The 15,649-nt window shown below is 35.8% G+C and carries 14 protein-coding genes; 3 read left to right on the top strand and 11 right to left on the bottom strand.

Features of this window, described 5'->3' with window-relative positions; translation table 11 throughout:
* Nucleotides 1–93 precede the first annotated feature (93 nt).
* On the top strand, nt 94–1,587 hold the full coding sequence (locus Q0X66_RS04840) for an aminotransferase class V-fold PLP-dependent enzyme (RefSeq protein WP_297703768.1): 1,494 nt from the start codon (nt 94–96) through the stop codon (nt 1,585–1,587).
* 96 nt (nt 1,588–1,683) lie between these two features.
* Here Q0X66_RS04840 and Q0X66_RS04845 read toward each other — a convergent pair whose 3' ends face one another.
* From Q0X66_RS04845 to Q0X66_RS04860, 4 genes are all read right to left on the bottom strand, one after another.
* Nucleotides 1,684–2,058: a GerW family sporulation protein gene (locus tag Q0X66_RS04845; protein WP_297703770.1), complete on the bottom strand. Its 375-nt coding sequence runs from the start codon at nt 2,056–2,058 to the stop codon at nt 1,684–1,686.
* A 10-nt stretch (nt 2,059–2,068) separates the two neighbouring features.
* On the bottom strand, nt 2,069–2,569 hold the full coding sequence (locus Q0X66_RS04850; RefSeq protein ID WP_297703772.1) for a hypothetical protein: 501 nt from the start codon (nt 2,567–2,569) through the stop codon (nt 2,069–2,071).
* A gap of 206 nt (nt 2,570–2,775) precedes the next feature.
* Complete coding sequence (locus tag Q0X66_RS04855; RefSeq protein ID WP_297703774.1) at nt 2,776–3,225, bottom strand: BLUF domain-containing protein; 450 nt, start codon at nt 3,223–3,225, stop codon at nt 2,776–2,778.
* A gap of 221 nt (nt 3,226–3,446) precedes the next feature.
* Nucleotides 3,447–4,196, bottom strand: a complete 750-nt coding sequence (locus tag Q0X66_RS04860; protein WP_297703776.1) for an SDR family oxidoreductase — start codon at nt 4,194–4,196, stop codon at nt 3,447–3,449.
* Nucleotides 4,197–4,450: 254 nt separating this feature from the next.
* Between Q0X66_RS04860 and Q0X66_RS04865 the strand changes: the two genes are divergently transcribed.
* Together Q0X66_RS04865 and Q0X66_RS04870 are read left to right on the top strand one after the other, a co-directional pair.
* Nucleotides 4,451–5,701: a mechanosensitive ion channel domain-containing protein gene (locus Q0X66_RS04865; RefSeq protein WP_297703778.1), complete on the top strand. Its 1,251-nt coding sequence runs from the start codon at nt 4,451–4,453 to the stop codon at nt 5,699–5,701.
* Between the two features lie 130 nt (nt 5,702–5,831).
* Entirely contained in the window at nt 5,832–6,440 is a 609-nt protein-coding gene (locus Q0X66_RS04870; protein WP_297703780.1) for a hypothetical protein, read from the top strand.
* 58 nt (nt 6,441–6,498) lie between these two features.
* Here the strand turns inward: Q0X66_RS04870 and Q0X66_RS04875 are convergent, their stop codons facing one another.
* The 7 genes from Q0X66_RS04875 to Q0X66_RS04905 all read right to left on the bottom strand — a co-directional run bounded on the left by Q0X66_RS04875 (nt 6,499) and on the right by Q0X66_RS04905 (nt 15,642).
* Nucleotides 6,499–6,720: a hypothetical protein gene (locus tag Q0X66_RS04875; protein ID WP_297703783.1), complete on the bottom strand. Its 222-nt coding sequence runs from the start codon at nt 6,718–6,720 to the stop codon at nt 6,499–6,501.
* Between the two features lie 274 nt (nt 6,721–6,994).
* Entirely contained in the window at nt 6,995–8,446 is a 1,452-nt protein-coding gene (locus Q0X66_RS04880) for a membrane dipeptidase (RefSeq protein WP_297703785.1), read from the bottom strand.
* Nucleotides 8,447–8,675: 229 nt separating this feature from the next.
* A complete protein-coding gene (locus Q0X66_RS04885; protein WP_297703787.1) occupies nt 8,676–10,778 on the bottom strand; it encodes a translation factor GTPase family protein in 2,103 nt (700 codons plus the stop codon).
* Nucleotides 10,779–11,695: 917 nt separating this feature from the next.
* Nucleotides 11,696–12,418: a protein-L-isoaspartate(D-aspartate) O-methyltransferase gene (locus Q0X66_RS04890; RefSeq protein WP_297703789.1), complete on the bottom strand. Its 723-nt coding sequence runs from the start codon at nt 12,416–12,418 to the stop codon at nt 11,696–11,698.
* Nucleotides 12,419–12,581: 163 nt separating this feature from the next.
* Nucleotides 12,582–12,974 (bottom strand): DUF4251 domain-containing protein, encoded by a 393-nt coding sequence (locus tag Q0X66_RS04895; RefSeq protein ID WP_297703791.1) that lies wholly within the window; start codon nt 12,972–12,974, stop codon nt 12,582–12,584.
* A gap of 56 nt (nt 12,975–13,030) precedes the next feature.
* On the bottom strand, nt 13,031–13,657 hold the full coding sequence (locus Q0X66_RS04900) for a class I SAM-dependent methyltransferase (RefSeq protein WP_297703793.1): 627 nt from the start codon (nt 13,655–13,657) through the stop codon (nt 13,031–13,033).
* A gap of 95 nt (nt 13,658–13,752) precedes the next feature.
* Nucleotides 13,753–15,642, bottom strand: coding sequence for a CocE/NonD family hydrolase (locus Q0X66_RS04905; RefSeq protein WP_297703795.1), 1,890 nt, complete (start codon nt 15,640–15,642; stop codon nt 13,753–13,755).
* Nucleotides 15,643–15,649 lie beyond the last annotated feature (7 nt).

A 15,649-nucleotide genomic window follows, 5' to 3' on the forward strand; every position in this document is an offset into this window, starting at 1 on the left:
TGAAGTAGGATTGTTTTAATATCTTTAATTCTAAGAAATTAAGAGATTTATTATTTAATGGTAGAGCACATAGTGTTTCAATAGCAGTTTAAAATGAAAGCAACTCTTACAGCATCGGGTACTTTAGAAGCTTATTTTCAACCTTTTAGAAAACAGGTTGTTGGTATAGATCAAAGTTTTGAATCCCCTTTTGGGATTAAAAAAATCATTTACGCAGATTGGATTGCCAGTGGAAGGCTATACCGTCCAATAGAAGAAAAGTTACTTAACCAAATTGGGCCATTTGTAGCCAATACCCACACGGAGACTTCTGTTACCGGGTCGGCTATGACACTGGCTTATAAAGAAGCCCGTACCATTATTAAAGATCATGTAAACGCTACAGAAGAAGATGTCTTAATAACTGTTGGGACCGGAATGACAGGAGCGATAAATAAATTTCAAAGGATTTTAGGATTAAAAGTTACAGAAAACCTCAAAGAGCATACAAAGGTCCCTGATGCCATTAAACCGATAGTTTTTATTTCCCACATGGAACATCATTCTAATCAAACTTCATGGTTGGAAACTATAGCCAAAGTAGAGGTAATACCTTGTAATTCAGAAGGTCTTATTTGTTTAGATAGTTTTCGGGAACTTCTTTTGAAATATGAGCAGCATCCAATAAAAATTGCATCTGTTACAGCCTGCTCAAATGTGACCGGAATTATAACGGATTACTTTGAAGTTGCTAAACTTATTCATAGTTATAATGGGTTATGTTTTGTAGACTTTGCCTGCTCCGCGCCTTATGTGCCAATTGATATGCACCCAAAAGACAAAGATGCTTATTTGGATGCTATATTCTTTTCTCCACATAAATTTCTTGGTGGACCCGGAGCTTCTGGGGTTCTTATTTTCAATAAAAAATTATACAAAAATTTGATTCCGGATAATCCCGGAGGCGGAACTGTAGCCTATACAAACCCATGGGGAGACCATGATTATATAGATGATATTGAAACAAGAGAAGACGGAGGTACTCCGGGTTTTCTGCAAACAATAAAGACTGCTTTGGCCATACGCCTGAAAGATCAAATGGGAACAGAAAATATATTGGCGAGGGAACATGAGATCGTTGACCTATTATTTGAAAAATTATCAAATATTCAGAATATACATATACTGGCTGAAAGGCATAAAGACCGATTGGGGGTATTTTCTTTTTTTATAGATGATGCACATTATAATTTGGTCGTTAAATTGCTCAATGACCGATATGGAGTACAGACTCGTGGTGGATGTTCCTGTGCGGGTACTTATGGACATTTCTTATTAAATGTTGACCTAACTACTTCAAAAGCCATTGAACAAAAAATTCTGGAAGGTTGCTTAATTGAACGACCAGGCTGGGTGCGTATGTCCGTCCACCCGATAATGACCGATAGGGAAATAGAATTTATTTGTCAGGCTATTACACAAGTCGCATTACATCATAGAGTATGGGGCAAAGATTATGAGTATGATAGCCTGAAGAATGAGTTTGTATATAAAAGCCAAGAACCGGCAGAGAAACAAATTACAGCCGAATGGTTTAACCTTAAATAAAACCGAGTAGGATACTCATTTTAATTAGAATCCTACTCAGTTCCAATTCTAAGTCAGACTTAGCAAATCATGCGGTTGATCTTTCTTCAGACTATGTTAAACCAATTCTTCTTCTTCTTTCTTTTTCATCGTTTCCACATACTTGTCAATTAAATCCGGTACTTTTTCAAAAGCGGCGGCTAAACCATGAGCTTTTCCTGCTTCAAGGAAGGAAATTTCATCATCTTTAGTTACCAAAAAACCTATTGGTTCAATTCCTACCCCGGCTCCGGCACCCATGCCCTGACCCTTTTTCGATTTTGCTTCCATACCTTCTCCTCCACCTGATCCAAATCCCATGCCTACCTTAATAACCGGTACACATTTAAATTCTCCCAATTGAAATTGTTCGCCAACAACAGTTTCAGTTTTTGCTTCCGTTTTGATAAAATCTGTGATTTTACCTAAAAATTCTTCAAAATGTAATTCCATGATAAATTTTTTAAATGTTAATAAATGATTTTATAATATTAATGGGCCTGCTTTGCAGATGCAAAACCATGTTCACTCTGCCTTCAAAATTTACTTTAAAAGTGCCAACATGGTGATTTAAAAGAGCAAACGCAGGATACAGTTTTGCGTTTTGTATACAATTACCAGTATCTATATCTAGTAGTAATATCTTTACTTTAAACGATTTTATTACTTGCAGCCCTCTTTTAAAATTTGACTTAAAATTTCGCTTCTTCCTGGATTTTGTCTCAATTTTCTTCTTCTGTCCCTTTTTCTTTTTTCTCAAAGGATAGAAGTAAAACCTGGTAAACAGTGTATTGAGTTTAATTCGCAAGAATTCTTTTTCGTGACCTTCTATGCCAACTTTAGCCAAACCCCAAATTCGAACAAAGTATTGGTTTTTAGCAATGTTTATAACAATATCCAGAGGAACAAATAATAGATACAGTATGAACAATAATAGAAGTATCCCGAAAATAGCCCAGAGCATCGTTTAATGTTTATGCAAAGGAAATACAAAGAGAAATTTTTAGCAATGACCTGAATCATGGTCCCATAATTATTATCAAAACTTGTGATGATTTAATCACAGTATGCATTTATGGCAGGTAAAATGTTTCAGTTCAACTCTTCATTAGTGGGTTAAGAAATTTCCTGGAAGATTGCATTGTTGTGCAAAAATTTCTATATATGAATTTACTGGGTAGTCTTATAATAACCATCCTCAGTTAAAAGTTTCTTTACATTGTACCAAAAAACTTTCAAGGCAAAATTTGATTTTTTTGAGCTATTTGAAAGTTCTAGTAAAGAGGCCTTAATTTCTTGCACTTCGCTATTAAGCTGAGCATTTAGAGGATCGTGATAATAGGCCATTGCCCATTCCTTGAACGTCCGGAGATTCGTTTCACCTTCTGAAAGTATGGTAAAGTGATCATGGCGATCATCCAGTTTAATCTTATTAATTAAGATCATCACAAGCTGCTTTTCTCCCTCAAGAATCTGCAGGAAATACCCGTTATTATATATCAGACAACCTGTTATGTCATGAATATTATTATATTGATTTGCCTCAGTAATGATTTCTTCAATTTCTGTAATGGAAAGTCCTGGCTTAGCTACCGAGCTGTAAGTAATCTGAAATACCATTTGGTGGTTTACTGTTTGTAATTCAAAGTAATTATTTAAAGTTTCATATTCTACAATAAATTGGGAAAAAATCACTGTAGCCACCTGTTTGTAGGGTATTTCTGATATATCTTGTCTTATATAAAAATGTTTTTAGCTTTTTACATGTCAAGGACCAAGTAAATATTTATGATCTTGTAGATCCGGAATAAGTGTCGAAGTGGCATAGTTAATTCTTTAAATTATCTAATATAACTACCCGCATTAACATCTATTGTTGAACCCGTAGCGTGGTCCATTTGTCCACTGCACATTAGAACCACCAGTGGGGCTATATCCTCAGGAGTGGTTAGCTCTTTTAATGCCAGTTCATTAAGTAAACTATCCACACCGTGTTTGCCAATTACATCTTCTGCCATTTCTGTTCTGGTGAATCCGGGGGCTATAACAAAGGATTTGATATTGTATTTACCAAAAGATCGGGCTACTGTTCGCGCAAGGGATGTGAGTCCGCCTTTAGAGGCTGCATATGCCAGATATTCCTCCGTTTCACCACGGAATGCCGCCCTGCTGCCAATGTAAACGAATCGTCCTCCTCCTTGAGTTTTAAAGTGTTCTATACCCAATTTTGTTATTAGTCCCGCCGCTTCAAGATTAATTGCCATTGTTTGCCGCCATATTTCAAGCCATTTTTCGGTAGGGTCTTCTATGGGATGTGGCAAGAATACGCCAGCATTAAGAATAACAGTATCTAAATTTCCAAAATGTTTAATTGTATTCTTAAAAAGTAGTTGCACCTCATCCGACTGGGCGAGGTCTGTATGAAAAATTTCCGAAAGAGGATATTTAACTTTTATTTTATTGGCCTCAGCTCTGCTATTATTGAAATGGATTCCTACCTGGGCATTTGCTTTAAGTAAGTGGATAGCAATTGACTTCCCTATGCCTTTGGAAGCCCCGGTGACCAAAATGTTTTGCCCTTTTAGATTCATCGTAATTTAAAAGATTTACAAGTGAAAGTATTGAGAATCTGAAAGAATTCCAATTTTTCAATGATGCCTACGCCATCTTTAATCTTTAACATTGCAGAAGTAAACGTCTCTTTATTCAAGGTCGCAAAAATGGTGATACATGATTTTTATGGAAAATACATGGGTTAGGTAATTCTGTGATTAGTAGTACAAAGAATGATTATTCAGGGTTAAGTGAAATTTTGGCTGTAATTTTGCACAAATTTCCAAGTGTTATGAATATCAATTTCGCCCACCTCTTATATGACTATTTAATAGAACTGGGGATGTCCGAATCATTAGCGAGATATTTAAATCTTGTCGGATTATTTCTGGCGATGCTAATTGTAGTAGGTCTTCTTGACTTCATTATTAAAAGGGTCATACGGAAAACCTCCATCTTATTTGCCCGTAAGACTAAAACCAATTTAGACGACATCGCCATAACAAATAAACTGCCAAGACTATTAGCGCATATCTTCCCTCTGCTCTTAGCTATGGAAATGATTCCAGTTGTTTTTACAGACTTTGCATATTTGGGTAGTATGGCTTTGAAGTTTGGAACTATTATAGGGATTATTCTAATACTGAACATTGCAAAAAGCATTTTACGAAGCTTGCGGGACTACCTGAAAACACTACCGCGATTTAATGATAAGCCTATTGACAGCTATATTCAGGTGTTTATGATAATTGGCTGGATAATGGCCATTATGACCATTTTTGCAATTATTACAGATACATCTATCTGGAAGTTTTTCACTGCATTGGGAGCTGCCTCCGCTATTCTACTTTTATTATTCAAAGATTCCATTCTTGGGCTGGTTGCAAGTATTCAGGTAAGCATAAACGATATGGTTAGAATCGGGGATTGGATCACCTTTGAAAAATATGGGGCAGACGGGGACGTAGTAGAAATAAATTTGGCTACTGTGAAAGTTCAGAATTTTGATAAGACCATTACAACAATACCCACTTATGCTTTAATTACGGACTCCTTCAAAAATTGGAGAGGGATGCAGGAATCCGGAGGTCGACGAATCAAACGGGCATTAATTATTAAGCAGAAGGATATAAAATTTTTAACAGATGAAGAAATTGAAAAGCTAAAAAATATTCAACTGATAAGTAATTATTTGAATACGAGAAATGACAAAATATCAAATTATAACCAGGAAAAAAACATTGACAAAACACTTCTGCTGAATGGGAGAAATCTAACCAATATAGGTGTTTTTCGTAAATATATTGAGTCTTACCTGAGTAATCATAGCGCTTTGAATATGAAAATGACAATGATGACCAGACAACTCGCACCAACTCCACAAGGGATTCCTATAGAGATCTATGTCTTTAGCAGTGACAAACGATGGCAAAACTATGAATACATAATGTCAGATATTTTTGATCATTTGTTGGCTGCGGTTTCCTATTTTGATCTTGAAGTATATGAATTGCCCACTTCATTCCAAAAGGATGATGCATAGTACTACTAAAAATATTGTGTGTTTTAAAGATTTGGTGAGGGCAACTTAGCACCAAAAAATCCAATTCTAAGGATGCAATGTCAAGTGAACGGGAATATTTGTCTATCTTGTTTATCCAAAAAAATATTTTGTGTATAAAAAAGTACTCTTCCTGGGCTTGCTCTTTACAATGGTAGATGGGTATACTCAGGACAAGAAAATAAAAATAATTACGGAAGATATTCCTAACCGGATCGCATTTTATGCCATTAATGAAAATGAACAGGACCTTGATGTGATGTTTACCTTATCCGGAACTAATTTTAGGCAAAGCAGTGCAAGACCTCGATTTATAAGGGTTCCTGCCACTTCAAAAGTACATATGAAGACTATAGTTCTGATGAGAGGAAAGAGCCCATCATACAGTTATGAGTTAAAGGTAAACGATAGTCTTTCAACCAGGGCATTAGTTAAGGAATCTGAACAAATCAAGATTAAGCCACCTAAACAAATAACAGTTTATATCCCTGATAAATGTGAGCAATGTGATAGTCTGGTAATTCCATTAAGTGAAAGTAAGTACCTTTTTAATCTTATTAAACTCGATGAAAAACCAGAATTGCAGGAGCAACTACAAGTCGCATTTGGTACAGAAACACCTATAGATTCCCTGAATATTCCAATCGTAAATCTCGCCGGAAAACTATATACTAATTTGATTACCTATGATCTGTTAATAGAACAAATTAATAAGAAGTAGAATTTGATTCTGATTACAGATTCAATATTGGACTGGCAGATCGAAAAAATAAGAAATATTAAACATTTGGTCTTCCTTTAAGCCGTTTTTCCAACTTTTTCTTTAGAACAGTCAAACGCTTCATTAGCTCCATTAAAGTTGCGTCTTGAGTCTGCTTGTATAGCTCATTTATTTCCAATATAAGTGCTTTCACTTCTCTTGAAGCAACAATGCGGTCATTTGTTGTAAGCTTATTCCACTTACGTTCTTCAAACAAACGCGCTCTGTCAAGTATGTCCATAGTAAATTAATTCTTATTAATTAGAAGCAAAATTCTTCTATTCCTTACACTTTAAATAGCCATAGTCCCTTTTGTATTTTAACTAATCTTTAAAGCGAATCGGGATAATATTATTTGCACTTTAAAAAGGCAAGATATCATATTATTATTATTACAAGGCTATTTTTCAGCCTTAAATTTAACAATTCTATTATATTGTCTAATATGTTTAACATATGTTTAAACATATTTTTTGATTTCTAAAAGTAATCTTTAGACTTTTATAGAATATTTATTAAAAATTATCTTGTATGAAGTTTCGTCCATTTGTGGACATTAGTCTGGCTATTATTTCATCCGCATCAATTACATTCTCCATGTTTAACAGTTTATGGGATTGCATATAGTTATATGCATGACGTTCCAGAAAATCTGCCAGATAAGGTAATTCTTCAGCTGTCCAGAAACCGTTCAGCGAATCTATTATGCCGTCAAAATCGGAGCCAATTACCATACAATCCCAGGCAAAGAGGCCTTCAGCATCCAGGACTTCTGCAATATGTTGCATCTGATTCCAAAGTAATTCTGAACGATAGTGCATTATTTTGTTTCGTTTTAAAGAGTTCTTGGTCTTCTTCAGAGTTTTTTTATTAACAATTCTGCGCTCATCTAATTGCAGCCCGATTATGCCTTTACTTTTTGCAATACGTACTATCTCTTCGTCGAAAAAATTTATGGAAACCGGATTTAGTTTGTTTGCAGTTTTGGGATGCGTTACAACCGGATCGTCAAAAGATTTAAGACCGTTACAAGCGGCATGACTTGCAATAACCGGAATATTCTTAAACTTTGGGTTTCCTGAATCCAACATTTGATAGTATTCTCTTCTCGCCTGAATACTCATATGTTTAATATCGGGTAAAATTCGTTTGTTATCTGTATCGTCAACAAGACGTTCCAGTACTTTCCTTCCCATAGAAGTAAATCCACTGTTTAGTCCTTCAGACTGGTCGGCAAATTTTAAAATAATCCCTGATAAACTCTCAGCATGACCACATAATTGATTCCAAAAGTGATGTGCGATGGTCACGAAAAAAGGACGAAATTCCCAATTTTTAATCTTTTCCAAATTTTCTAATATTTCTACACTGCTGAATGGTTGCTTTAAGCCTGTGTTGAGCACATGCAAGCCCTCAATACTCAATATTACACAAATGGTATGCACTTTTCCACCGGAAGCATTTTGATTCTTAATATCCTCAATTTCCGTGTAATTTGTAACTAATTTGTAACGAAACTTGCCTTCGGGAAGTTGTACCAATTTACCATCCAATTGCCTGTAAAATTCATATTGAGCCTCTACATCCTTAAAATAATCGGTTATTCCTTGTATATAATCAATTCGCTTATCCCCTACTCCCAAGGCAAAATTAGCGGCAAGGTCCAGCAATAATTCATTATTCATTTTGTTTCGCACGAACCACTTTTCCAATGGATATAGCGATACACAAACAATCCCTACACCTCCCTTGACAAGGCTTGCAAAGTTTGCCTGGGAAAATTTGGTAAGCCCGGTGGCGTAGTTTAATAACTTATCGAAAATTGAAGGTGGATCATAGTGCCAAATACTTCGTTTGCTGTTCCTATGGCTAATATGAATTCCAGTAGGAGTATAATTGAAGCTTTTTCCAAATGGCTTTAAGGAAGGATGACAATGAAAATCGATATACTCATCATTAAAATGCATTTGTGCCTAAAATTAGATCTCTATATAATTACCTACAGAAAATTACTACAATTTATTCTATTGGAAAACAAGAATGTATCAATAAGCAGATATCATGTATGGTCGGCTGATACTTGTACATCCCTTTCTAAATATCTATTTATGAACCTTTAATCAGAATTGTAATTCCGCGAAAAAGCCATACCGCTTGAAATATTACGATATGGCTTTCTTTAAAACTTATGCTTACTTAATTTTTAACCAGGTTTGCCTGAATATTATTGGGTACTGCTTTAAAAGCGGAAAAGGCTGAATTGAATGTTGCCTTTCCTTGAGTAAGTGACCGCAAGTTGGTTGAATACCCGTATAGCTCGGCTTGTGGTACAGCGCATTTTAGAATCTGATAGTGATCAATACTGTCTATTCCTTGTATGATAGACCTTCTTGATTGTAAATCGGTCATAACACTTCCTACCATTTCTTCAGGAACCTTTACGGTTAATTCTTGTATTGGTTCTAAAAGCTTAGGCTTGGCATTTAGAAAAGCTTCTCTAAAAGCATGGGCTCCTGCAATCTTAAAGGCTATATCGTTGGAATCTACGGAATGCATTTTACCATCGTACACCATTACCCGGACATCACGTATATAAGAGCCTGTAAGTGGCCCCGTTTCCATAACCTCCAAAATGCCTTTTCTAATGGATGGTAAATAGCGTATATCTATTACTCCTCCTACAATACAGTTATAGAATACCAATTTCCCTCCCCAGGCAAGGTCAATTTCTTCCTTCCCTCGGATGTTAAAACCTTCCGGGTCTGGCATACCTTCGTGCCATGGTTCAATTTTTAAATGTACCTGCGCAAACTGCCCTGCGCCTCCTGATTGTTTTTTATGCCTGTAATTAGCATTTGATGATCTTTGTATGGTTTCTCTATAGGCAATTTTGGGCGGTTCGAAGTTTGCTTCAACTCCATAAACATTAGTTAATATCCATTTAATAGTTGCCAAATGTAATTCTCCCTGGCAGCCCAAAATTAGTTGTTTTAGTTCATTGGAAAACTGAATTACTACGGTTGGATCCTGATTGTGGATCTTCTTTAAAGCATCGCTAAGTTTCTCCTCCTCATTCTTATTGACCGCTGATACGGACTTACGTGTTCTGGGTTCCGGGTATTGTATTGGTTTAATAGTAATTGACTTCCCTGCCACATGCAGTGTATCATTGGTTTCCGTACTTTTAAGTTTTAATGTGGCTCCAATATCGCCTACTTCCAATTTTGAAACTGATTCTCGCTTTTTACCATCCATTATATAAAGATGGTTCAGTATTTCAGTCTCGCCAGTTCTGGAATTAACCAATTTATCATTTGCCTTAACTTCTCCTGATTTTACTTTAAAAAAGGAGATCTGACCCAAACTTGGTTGATAAACAGTTTTAAAGACAAACAAAGCAGTTGGTGCTTCTTTTTTTCGAACGAGCACATCTCCTTCAACTGTTTGTTCGGCTTTTAAATCTGCAGCAGCGGGGGCAACATTATCTATAAAGCCCATGAGTCTGCCAGTACCCATATCATTTAATGCAGAAACACAGAAAACCGGAAACAGCTCATGATTGAGCATTCCTGCTTTAATACCTACCCGCATTTCATCTTCATTTAGAGTTCCTTTTTCGAAAAACAACTCTAATAATTCTTCATCGTTCTCGGCAGCTTTTTCAACAAGTTCATTATGTAACAGATCTGCCCGATCCTTTTGATCTTCAGGTATTGGTAATTTTTCTGGCTTACCTCCTTGTGGTGAAAATTTATAACATTTCATCTTAAGAACATCAATGATACACTGAGAACCATCAATGATAAGAGGATATTGGATAATTACCGCATTGTTGCCAACGAGTGCCTTAATACCCTTAAAAGAGTTCTCGAAATCAGCATTCACATGGTCTATTTGATTTACAACAAAAAGTGTAGGTTTCGAGTAGTTATTGACATAATTCCAAATTATTTCAGTTCCAATTTCCACTCCATGCTGTGCATTTAAAACTGTAACAATTGTATCCGCTACGCGAATTGATGAAATAATTTCACCCACAAAATCATCCAGCCCGGGAGTGTCAATTATGTTTATTTTGTAATTGCGCCATTCGGTATGCAATGGTGTGGCATAAACCGATGTTCCTCTTGCATGTTCAATTTCATGATAATCCGAGACTGTATTATGTGTTTCCACAGTTCCTCTCCTGTTAATAAGACCGGCCTCGAAGAGCATGGTTTCCGCCAGAGTAGTTTTGCCACTATTATGGGCTCCTACGAATACCACATTTTTAATGTGTTTGTCATCATATATTTTCATATGTCCTTGTTTTTGGGAATAAAATCATAAATCTAATATGGATATAAAATATAGCATATGACTTTTGTTAGGTTTTGGTGCGAATGGTTTCTACAATATAAGTTTTAATTGCTTTTTATCCTTAATTTTTTCTTCTTTTTTACAATAATATTCCTGAGAACACAATTTATTGATAAATAAAATCAAAAATACCGTATTTACTTAAAGCTTTGTATATCAATAACATAAGTCTCGTTTCATACAAGTTTGGAGGGTTAAATATGTTAAAAATTGTATAAAACAGTACTATTTATTACATAGTACTGTAACAAATATTATTAATTGTCGTCTATTAGTTGTAAGTCTTTAAGATTTGCTGTTTATAAAGAGTAAAAACAAACAATATCAATTTAAAAATAAAAACGATGAGAAATTTTAGCAATCAAACACCGACGCAAGCCAGAAGACATTCATTCTTTTCAAATTTTAAAAACAGTAAAAGAGTGCGCTGGTCAGAAGCAAGAAACTATACCAATTAATATTAATATCAAAAAACGAACAAATCATGAGACATTTTATCCAACAAACACCGACACAAGCCAGAAGACATTCATTCTTTTCAAATTTTAAAAACAGTAAAAGAGTACGCTGGTCAGAAGCAAGAAACTATATCAATTGATGGTAATAGATTAAAAAACAGAAAGTAAATAAAAACGTAAAATAATAAAAAAATGAAAAATTTATTGCAACATTCACCAACAGAATCCAGAAGGTTTACATACTTTTCGAACTTTAAGGATAGTAAACGGGTTCGTTGGACAGAAAGCAGAAATTATGTGCGATAAGAGTAAGCGAAGAACCGGCCAGACAAAGCCGGCAGAGATCTAAAAAAGGAGGTAATTGAAATTAACCTCCTTTTTTTATGCATTGTTTTTAACTTAATTATTCGTTCTTGTCAATGGAACAAATCTTACTGCCATAACTTCTTTAGTTTTGATCTTTCCGGATTTTTTAGTAATTAGAAGTAATTGCCGGATTCCATTATGAGGTCCGACAGGAATAATCATCCTCCCTCCTTCTTTTAACTGTTTTAAAAGTGGTTCAGGCACTTCCTCCGCTCCGGCGGTAACCATAATTGCATTAAAAGGTCCTTTCTCTGGCCAACCAAGGTATCCATCACCTGTTTTCACTACAATATTGCCATACCCTAATGATAAAAGTCTATTTTTTGCTGTAAAAGCCAATGCTTCAACAATTTCTATAGTATATACCGTATCTACGATTTGTCCTAATATGGCTGCCTGGTATCCGGATCCTGTACCTACTTCCAAAACCCTGTCGTGTTCTTTTAATTTTAATACCTGAGTCATGTAAGCAACAATATAGGGCTGAGATATGGTTTGCTTCATTCCTATTGGCAGCGCATTGTCCACATAAGCATATGGCTGCATGTCTGGTGGTACAAATTCATGTCTGGGAACATTCCGCATTGCTTTTATAGTAGCCGGATCGCTTATATCTCTTGCTAACAACTGCTCCTTTATCATGTTCTCCCTTAATTGTTTATGGTCTATCTGACTATAAGCGAATGCCGTAAGTAAGGAAATTATTCCCGCTAAAACTAATTTAATTCCAGATCCATGTTTTAATAATGTTCTCATTGGGGTCTGTTATTTAATATGAAGCCCCCTCGTTTAGTAGGGACATTAATTACTGATTTCCGCTTTTAGTGGTCTTAAATTTCCAGAATAGTTTATAGAATTTCTGGCACTGCTAATTACGCTTACACTGGTTTGACCGCTATAACCTACAGTAAGGGTAATATCATGGCGCTCCGTTCCTCACACTTAATTTTATTATTGAGCTTCTTTTCTTATCAATATATTCCACATTATATTTGTCAGGAACACCCTTGTAGGTTATTCCAGGATTGCTATTATATCCAACACCACCTCTTGATACCCCAAAGTAGGGTAAATCTATATCAAACTCTCCATCTTTTACAATGAAACGATTGGTATTTGTAACCAGTGATATTCCTCCTGCTGCCATATCTGCATCAAACAAATAGTTACCCGAATCGATAAGACTTTTGGTAGCTTCATATACCACATTTTTTTGTGTCTCTTTTTTTTGACGTTTATTTTCTTTAGTCTGCGCAACCAGGCTTCCTGAAGCCATTAGAAGTATTAATATTTTAAATAAGGTATTTTTCATAATAAAATATTTCTTTTTGAAGAAATGTGTCTGTTTTAAGCGTGTAATCTATTGAATTAAGATTGTGTAAGAACACCGACCATCACCCAGATTTTTTTATCCTTGTCTTCTTCCCAATAGCCAAGGTCTTTTTCTATTGCGATCACCTCAAAACCAGCCTCTTTTAATTCATTTTTAACATATTTCGGTGCAATTGTATGGCTTTGGGTTTGCTCTTGCCTTGATTTCCCAATCATTTGTTGTTTAAGTTTTTCCAGAATTAAAATACGGCCATCTGGTTTTAATGCCTTTTTTACATGAAAAAGGATTTGTTTATAGTCATTCATTTCATGGTAGGCATCTATAATGAAAACAACATCTATGCTATTTTCCTGTAATTTAGGATCGTCATAGTCCCCTAAAATGGTGTGTATATTTCCGATACCCCTTTTAGAGACAATATCATTTAGTTTGTTTAAACGATCCTCCCGAACGTCCACAGAATATACACTTCCGGTCTCACCAATAAAATCTGAAAGTCGAATGCTCATATAACCCTGGTGGCAACCTATATCGGCAACTTTGTTACCAACCTGGATGTTAGCAATTTGGAATATTTCGGCAACTTTCATCCATTTATCGCGAGCCTTCCATTCACTCTCGGAATATTGGCAATACATTTCAGGGACGAATACTAAAAACAAAAAAAAGCCAATGCTAATTACTCTGAAACACATCTTTAAAAGATACTATTTTCAAAAATAAAAGGAACTTAAATCTATCTTAAATTCTATATGCATTATCGTTTTTTAACAGGCAATCTGATTTGAGACGGATATTGTTTAGAATGATGTACACTATTGCGGGCAACTACTCCCTCTTTTTCATCGAAATTATCCCCTCCAGTATTTAAATTTCTAGCGAATCTGGGAAAATTACTGCTCGAGACTTCGATGCGAATTCTATGCCCTTTTTCAAAAAAGTTACTTGTAGACATTGGTGTTAAGTTTATTTCATACACCTTTTCCTTTTCCATAAATACTTCCTTATCATAACCTTCTCTATATCGTACGCGTTGTATGGTTTCATCAAGGTTAAATGCCCGCCCATCGGGATAAACATCAATTAGTTTTATTGTAAAATCTGTGTCTTTGGCATCAGATGAAATATACAGTTTACTTTCAATAAATCCAGTTACTTCTAAACCTTCTTCCAGGGGTTCTGTGGTATAAACAAGAATATCTTGTCTTGTTTCCATGGTTTGTTGATCGTAGGCACCTCCTTTTACCGCATTCCCTGTGCAACAAACATTCCCACCATACGACTTCACGGGATTCATAGGATCATATTTAAAACTATCGGGGGTGTTTCCACTTTCAGGCTCTTTTATACTAAGCCTTCCATCCCCGTATAAGCTATTGGCTTTACCACCACTAGTCAAATAATAGGTTTTCAACTCTGAGCTTTCCGGAGGCCAGGTTTCGGAAGACTGCCAAACATTAGTGCCCATAGTATAATATTGAACTCTTGGAGTGTCGTCCTTAAATTTGTTGTTTTCTTCTTTTAGCCAAAGATCAAACCATGAATATATTTGCTCCTTATAATTAAGCCTTGCGTCTCCTACATTTCTTTCACCGACTATAGTATTTGCAGTAGCCCTGGCATATCTGCAATGCAATGTAGGTGCGATTACCAAATACTGATTGTCTCGTACAAATTGGTCTTTACTATTGTTTCTGACATGATTATATAATGCCAGGTTAGGGCTTATAGATACATCATACCATGAGGCAAACCAAAAACTCGGCACGCCTATTTCCATATCGTCGTGGTAGAGCCCACCTGTATACCAATCTTCATGATTAGGATTACGCTTTACCATTTTGTCAAAAACCTCTCGTTTCCCTTTAATATTCTGTAAAATATCTTGAATAGGTAAATGTGCCAAAGCTTCGGACATATCTACAGGCGGATTTTCAGGCGCCAAATCATAGAATCTGGAAATACGTATAAGGTCTTCCTGAGTAGCTCCTTCGGGGATTCGGGGTTTATACTTATCATGCTCCACACCATAAAGCCAAGCAAAAAACAGTAACTGCTCTGCACCACCTCTGTACCAATTACCCTGTTCATAATAGTCGCCAACTCTTCCTACTCCTGCTCCAAAACTTTGAGGCACCATAGCGGCATGTGAAGGATGATCCAAAGCCGCAACGGCCATCTGCCATTCTGCAGTGGATGAGCATCCAAGCGTTCCAATCTTGCCGTTAGACCAAGGCTGATCCTTCATCCAGCTAAAGGCATCATAACCATCGGTCAGTGGAATACCTAATATATCCCATTCACCTTCGGAATAATATCTTCCACGCTCATTTTGTACGACATAGGCATAACCTCGTTGTACAACTTCGTATGCTTTTTCCGTTGTTCTGGTTTTTTGTTCGCCATCTCCCCATGAATTAAAATTATATGGTGTTCTGGAGAATATGACAGGTACTTTTTTATCAGTTTTAGGTCGGTATATATCTGTAGCCAATCGTATTCCATCTCGCATTGGCATCATTACTTTCTGATCTATTATAGCAATTTCTTGGAGCTTTTCAAATATATCATTCTGTGCATGGATCTGAAAAAGGCCTAAAGAAAAGATTATTATAAATAATAGAAAAGTGGTTAGATGTGTTCTCATTATGTTG

The organism is uncultured Eudoraea sp. (assembly GCF_947260015.1).
Lineage (GTDB): Bacteria > Bacteroidota > Bacteroidia > Flavobacteriales > Flavobacteriaceae > Eudoraea.